Source organism: Janibacter sp. CFPM2_SD2, assembly GCF_057364645.1.
This window is the reverse complement of the sequence record NZ_JBNFOF010000202.1, coordinates 1-5,664: the sequence shown is the minus strand read 5'-3', so window position 1 is coordinate 5,664 and position 5,664 is coordinate 1. Positions and strand designations below refer to the sequence as shown.

Annotated in this window: 4 protein-coding genes and 2 pseudogenes; 3 read left to right on the top strand and 3 right to left on the bottom strand. The window is 72.6% G+C overall.

Translation table 11 applies throughout. The annotated features are described in order from the left end of the window. Together AC2W7J_RS15245 and AC2W7J_RS15240 are read left to right on the top strand one after the other, a co-directional pair. Positions 1-351 (top strand): annotated as a pseudogene (locus tag AC2W7J_RS15245) (glycosyl transferase); the annotation flags it as partial. Next, a complete protein-coding gene (locus AC2W7J_RS15240; protein WP_485983426.1) occupies positions 333-896 on the top strand; it encodes a glycosyltransferase in 564 nt (187 codons plus the stop codon). The pseudogene AC2W7J_RS15245 and the gene AC2W7J_RS15240, both read left to right, overlap by 19 nt. 75 nt (positions 897-971) lie before the next feature. On the opposite strand, the gene AC2W7J_RS15235 is transcribed toward AC2W7J_RS15240, so the two are convergent. The 3 genes from AC2W7J_RS15235 to AC2W7J_RS15225 all read right to left on the bottom strand — a co-directional run bounded on the left by AC2W7J_RS15235 (position 972) and on the right by AC2W7J_RS15225 (position 4,867). Beyond that, a complete protein-coding gene (locus AC2W7J_RS15235; protein ID WP_485983424.1) occupies positions 972-2,723 on the bottom strand; it encodes an ATP-binding cassette domain-containing protein in 1,752 nt (583 codons plus the stop codon). A gap of 75 nt (positions 2,724-2,798) precedes the next feature. Further along, positions 2,799-3,614: an ABC transporter permease gene (locus AC2W7J_RS15230; protein ID WP_485983422.1), complete on the bottom strand. Its 816-nt coding sequence runs from the start codon at positions 3,612-3,614 to the stop codon at positions 2,799-2,801. Then, positions 3,611-4,867, bottom strand: a complete 1,257-nt coding sequence (locus AC2W7J_RS15225; protein ID WP_485983420.1) for a nucleotide sugar dehydrogenase — start codon at positions 4,865-4,867, stop codon at positions 3,611-3,613. Before AC2W7J_RS15225 ends, AC2W7J_RS15230 begins: the two co-directional genes overlap by 4 nt. A gap of 125 nt (positions 4,868-4,992) precedes the next feature. Between AC2W7J_RS15225 and AC2W7J_RS15220 the strand changes: the two are divergent. Next, positions 4,993-5,664: pseudogene (locus tag AC2W7J_RS15220) on the top strand (hypothetical protein); the annotation flags it as partial.

Here is a 5,664-nt window from a genome sequence, read left to right as displayed (position 1 = left end):
GCGGCCGTGCGGCGGCTCGCGCCCGACCACGACGTCGTCCTCGTCCACGACCCCGAGCTCGTGCCGGCCGTCGCCGGGCTGGGGCTGCGCCACCTCGTCTGGGGACGTGCACGAGGACCCCGCCGGCGCCCCTCGTCGTCAAGGACTGGCTGCCGGCCCCCTGCGGCGTCCGTGGCCGCCGCCTGGCGCGACGCCGAGCGGCTCGTCGAGCGCCGGCACCCGCTGCTGCTCGCCGAGCACGCCTACGCGGGGCGCTTCCGCCGCGAGCACACCGTCGTGCCCAATGCCGTCGTCGTGCCCGAGACGGTCCCTCCGGCCGGGGCGCGCGCCTGGTGCACGTCGGCAACCTGACGACCGCCCGTGGCAGCGAGGCGATGGTCGAGGTGGCCCGGCGGGCGCATGCCGGGTCCGACGGGGCGATCACGCTCGAGGTCGTCGGCCCGGCCCGTGACGAGGCCTCGCGGGCGGCGATGGAGGCCGGGGTCGCCGAGGGGATCGTCGTGTGGCACGGCTTCCAGCCCGCCGAGCGGGCGATGGCGACCATCGACGGCGCCCTCGCCGGGCTCGCGCTGCTGCGCGACCTGCCCAACTACCGCGGCTCGATGCCGACAAAGGTCGTCGAGTACCTCGCCCACGGCGTCCCTGCCGTCACGACGCCCCTGCCGCTGGCCCGCGAGCTCGTCGAGGAGTCCGGGGGAGGTCTCGTCGTGCCCTTCGAGGACGTGCAGGCGGCCGCCGATGCCGTGCTGCGCCTGTGGCGGACGCCGGAGGAGGCCGCGGCGATGGGGCGCCGCGGTCGTGAGCTCGTGCGCGAGCGCTACGACTGGGCGAAGGGAGGCGCCGCCTTCGTCGCGGCCCTCACCGAGGTCGCCGCCGCCCGCTCGCCCCGACGCTGACGCGGAGCCTGTGCCGGGGTTCGATGTGTGCGGGTGCGTCCCAGCGCACCGTCGTACATCGACCCGGCGTGGGAGTCAGGCCTCGGAGGACGACGCGGGGACGAGCTCGCCGAGCTCGGCCCGCAGGGCGGGGGAGAGCCCGTCGATCGTGCCGGCGAGGCCGATCTCGGTCGGGGCGAGGCGCTCGAGGGTGCGCCTGACCGCCGCCGGGACCCGGTCGCTGCGCAGGAGCAGCAGCGGGCTGCCGGTGTGCGCCGCGGCGACGACCGCGCTGAGCGTCTCGACCCCCGTCGTGTGTGCCGAGACGAGGACCGTGCCACCGGTCGGCGCGTCGGCGTAGAGGCCCGCGGCGAGGGCCATCGGGCCCTCGGTCGGCCCGAAGGTCACCTCGGCGCCGGTCGCCTCCTGCAGGCGCTGGACGACGTCGAGCGACCAGTCCTCCTCGTTGCCGTCGAGCATGAGTCGCTCGGGCGCGAGGTCGGCGAGGGCACTCACGAGCTCGTCGGGCACGTGGGTCTCCTCGCACACGACGACCGCCCGACCGCTCTCGGCGGCCATCTGCGAGATCGCGGGGGCGCGGCCACCGCTCGCCGGGAGGGTCACGTGGACGACCTCTCGGTCGCGCGGCGGGAAGTCGCGCAGCAGCCGGGCCGAGGTGATGGCGGGGTCGTCCTCGCCGATCCGCTCGACCGGCCGGCCGAGCATGTCCTCGAGGCGATCGGCCGTCGACGCCGCGACGAGGTCCTCGCCACCGACGACGACGACGCGCTGCGGGTCGAGCCGGCGCATCTCGTCACGGGTGGCCGAGGGTACCGAGCCGGGGCGCACCCACAGCAGCGGCCAGCCCAGCCGTGCCGCGATCGGCGCGACGACGCGGGCCGTGGCGACCTTGTGCACGCTGACGACGAAGGCGCCCTCGACGCCGGGCTCCCAGGTGTGCCGGGTGAGCGAGGTGGCGACGTCGACCCGCGAGTCGCCGCCGAAGCGCCGGGTGCCGGGCACCTCCGGCTCGGTCGGGGTGGCCGCCCGCTTCTTGGCGCGCTTGGGCAGGGTCTCCTCGTAGAGCGGCAGGACCTCCTCGGTCGGGCCGTCGGCGATGAGCCGACCCTGGTCCATCCACAGCACACGGTCGCAGATCTGCCGGATGTTGCCGTTGGAGTGCGAGACGAGGAAGACCGTGCCGGCCTGCTCGCGGATCGCCGCGATCCGCTCGGCGCTCTTGGCGCGGAAGTCAGCGTCACCGGTCGCGAGTGCCTCGTCGATCATCAGCACGTCAGGGGCCGCCGCGGTCGAGATCGCGAAGCGCAGCCGCGCGCCCATGCCGGAGGAGTAGGTGCTCATCGGCAGGTAGACCGCGTCGCCGATGCCGGAGAACTCGACGATGTCGTCGAAGCGCTCGCGGATCTCGTCGCGGGTCAGGCCGAGCGCCTGGGCGCCGACGTAGATGTTGCGCTCGCCGCTCAGCTTGCTCATGAGGACGGCGTTGACCCCCAGCAGCGAGGGCTCACCGGCCACCCACAGGCGGCCGGACGAAGGGGGGATCAGCCCGGCGACCGCACGCAGCAGCGTCGACTTGCCGGAGCCGTTGCGGCCGATGATGCCGATGGACTCGCCGTGCCGGGCGACGAAGCTGACGTCCTTGACCGCATGCACCTCGCGCACCCGCGGCTCACGGCGCCCGACGAGGTCCTTGAGCGAGCGCGACTCGCCCTGCCCGGAGGGGCTGCCCATGCGGCCACCGCCGTAGACGGCGTACTTGACGTCGAGGTGGCTGACGACGACCGTCGGGTCGCCGATCGTCACCTGCTCGGGTGCCTGCTCAGCCACGGCCGTACCTCGCCTCGTCGCGCCAGAAGACGAGCAGCCCGATGACGGGCAGGGCGATCGCCCAGGCGGCCATCATCAGCCAGTCACGCGCGATGATGCTCTCGTCTCCGAGCAGCGACTGCGGCCGATGTTGAGCATGAGCGCGAAGGGCTGGTAGATCAGGACGTTGCCGACGGCGTCCGGCAGGTTCTGCGCGTAGTGCACGACGGGGAAGAAGACGCCCGACACGTAGCGCAGCAGCCGCACGACGACCGGGATGAGGTTGCCCAGGTCGCGCGAGGCGTTGACCAGCCGCGCGGCCATCATGGCCAGGCCCGACAGGGCCAGGGCCTGCATGACCACGGCGACGGGGAAGAGGAGCCACTCCCACGTCGGCCGCTCCCCGGTGAAGAGCATGAGCGCGAGGATCAGCCCGAGCGCGGGCAGCAGCGCGATGAGCTCGGTGAGGGTGATCGAGATCGGCAGGATCGCCCGGGGGAAGTGCAGCGCCCGCACGATCGACAGGTTGCCCGTGATCGCCTTGGCGCCGCGGGTGACGACCGTCGACGTGAAGGAGAACATCACGACGCCGATCGCGAGGAAGCCGACGAAGTTGTCGACCCCCCGGCTCGTCTTGAGCAGCAGACCGAAGATCGCGTAGTAGCTCAGGATCAGGAAGAGCGGGTTGAGCACCGCCCAGACCTGACCGAGGTGGTTGTCCTCGTTCTTCGCGTACGACTGCGCCGACGACAGGGTCCAGACGAAGGACCGCCGCCGCCAGATGTCCGCGACGTACTGGCGCAGCGGCGGACGCTCGCTGAGCGTCCGCAGCCCGTGCCTGGCCGCGAGCTCCGCGGCCTCGTCGGTGGAGAGAGCCGGGGGGAGGGGGGCCCGCGAGGGGGCCTCCGTCACAGGCGCTCGACCTTGTCGCTGTCGGCCGCCACGCCGCGGGTGTCGAAGAAGCGCTGGGCCTTGCTCGCCAGGTCCTCGACGTCGAAGGACTTGTGGTTCTGGACGAGGACCGTCAGGTCCGCGGCGGCCACGGCGGCGTCGAGGTCGTCGGCGCGGGTCGCCTCGGGCACGGCCTTCCAGTCCTCGACCTTGGCATCGAAGTACTGGACGCTCGCCCCCTTCGCGATCAGCTGCTGGGCCAGCGGGACCGCCGGCGACTCGCGCTGGTCGGCGATGTCGGGCTTGTAGGTGACACCGAGGAGCAGGACGGTCGAACCGCGCAGCGACTTGCTGTCCTCGTTGAGGATGTTCTGCGCCCGCTGCACGACGTAGGCCGGCATCGTCGAGTTGATCTCCTGGGCCAGCTCGACGAAGCGGAAGGGGTAGCCCAGCTTGGCGCGCACGTTGTACGACAGGTAGTTGGGGTCGATCGGGATGCAGTGACCGCCGACGCCGGGGCCGGGGTAGAAGGCCTGGAAGCCGAAGGGCTTGGTCTTGGCCGCCGCGATGACGTCCCACAGGTCGATGTCGAGGTCGTGGCAGAAGCGCGCCATCTCGTTGACCAGGGCGATGTTGATGTGGCGGTAGGTGTTCTCGAGCAGCTTGGCCGTCTCGGCCTCGCGGGTGCCCTTGGCGCGCACGACGGTGTCGACGAACTGGCCGTAGAAGGCCGCGGCCGCGTCACCGCAGGCCGGGGTGTGGCCGCCGACGACCTTGGGGGTGTTCTTGGCGCCGAACTGCTCGTTGCCCGGGTCGATGCGCTCGGGGGAGAAGGCGAGGAAGAAGTCCTTGCCGGCGACGAGGCCGCCGGCCTCGAGGACCGGGCGCACGACCTCGTCGGTCGTGCCCGGGTAGGTCGTCGACTCGAGGATGATCGTCTGACCGGGCTGCAGGTGCTCGCTGATCGTCTTGACCGCGGAGTTGATCGGGCCGAGGTCGGGGCCGCCGTCCTCCGAGAGGGGGGTCGGCACGCAGATGACGATGGTCTTGACCTCGTCGAGGCGGGCCGGGTCGGTGGTCGCCTCGAAGCCGGCGTCGATCATCGCGCGGATGTCGTCGTCCGAGAGGTCGTCGATGTGGGAGACGCCCGAGTTCAGCGCGTCGACGACGCCCTGGTTGATGTCGAAGCCGAGGACCTTGACCCCGACCTTGGAGGCCTCCTGGGCAAGGGGAAGTCCGACATATCCCTGGCCGATGATCGCGACGTCCGCCACTGTGCATCCTTCTCGTTGTCGTGCTCCCCGGGGTTCCAGGGGGCAACCGGGTCTCCGGTGGCTGGCGCGATCATACCGGCCGGCCCTGTCGGGACGATGACCATCGCCGCCATACAGTGGGCCGCATGTCGCAGCGCCTCCCTGTCCTGCTCGTGACGAGCAACGGCGTGGGGATGGGCCACCTCACCCGGCAGCTCACCGTCGCGCTCAGCGCGCCGGACACGCTCGACCCCGTCCTGTTGTCCCTCTCGGGGGCCCTGCCGACGGTCCGCACCGCCGTCGCGGCCGGACGCCTGCCGGAGCTGGCCGGGGTGCGCACGGAGTACTGCCCCAGCCGCAAGAGCGGATGGCTGCCGAAGGGGGGTCCCTCCCGGCGGCTGCGTGAGCTCCACCCCGCCTACGGCTGGGAGCCGTACTTCGCCGACCGGCTGCGGGCGCTCCTCGCCGAGACCGGCGCCCGGCTCGTCCTCTTCGACGGCGTCGTCCCCTATGCCGGGCTGCGGGCCGCCCGCGAGCAGCTGGCGGGCACCCCCTTCGTCTGGATGCGGCGGGGGATGTGGCGTGCCGGCGTCGGCGACGAGTGGCTCGCCCACGCCGGGATCTTCGACCTCGTCGTCGAGCCGGGGGACTTCGCCGCGGCCGGTGACCGCGGGCCGACCGCCGCCCGCGACGACGCGACCCCGGGTGGCTCCGATCTCGATCGCCGACGCGATCGAGCGGCACGACCGCGCGCAGGCGCGGGCCGCGCTCGGCGACCCCGCCGCGCCGCTGCGCTCACCCCGAGACGGATCCGGGTG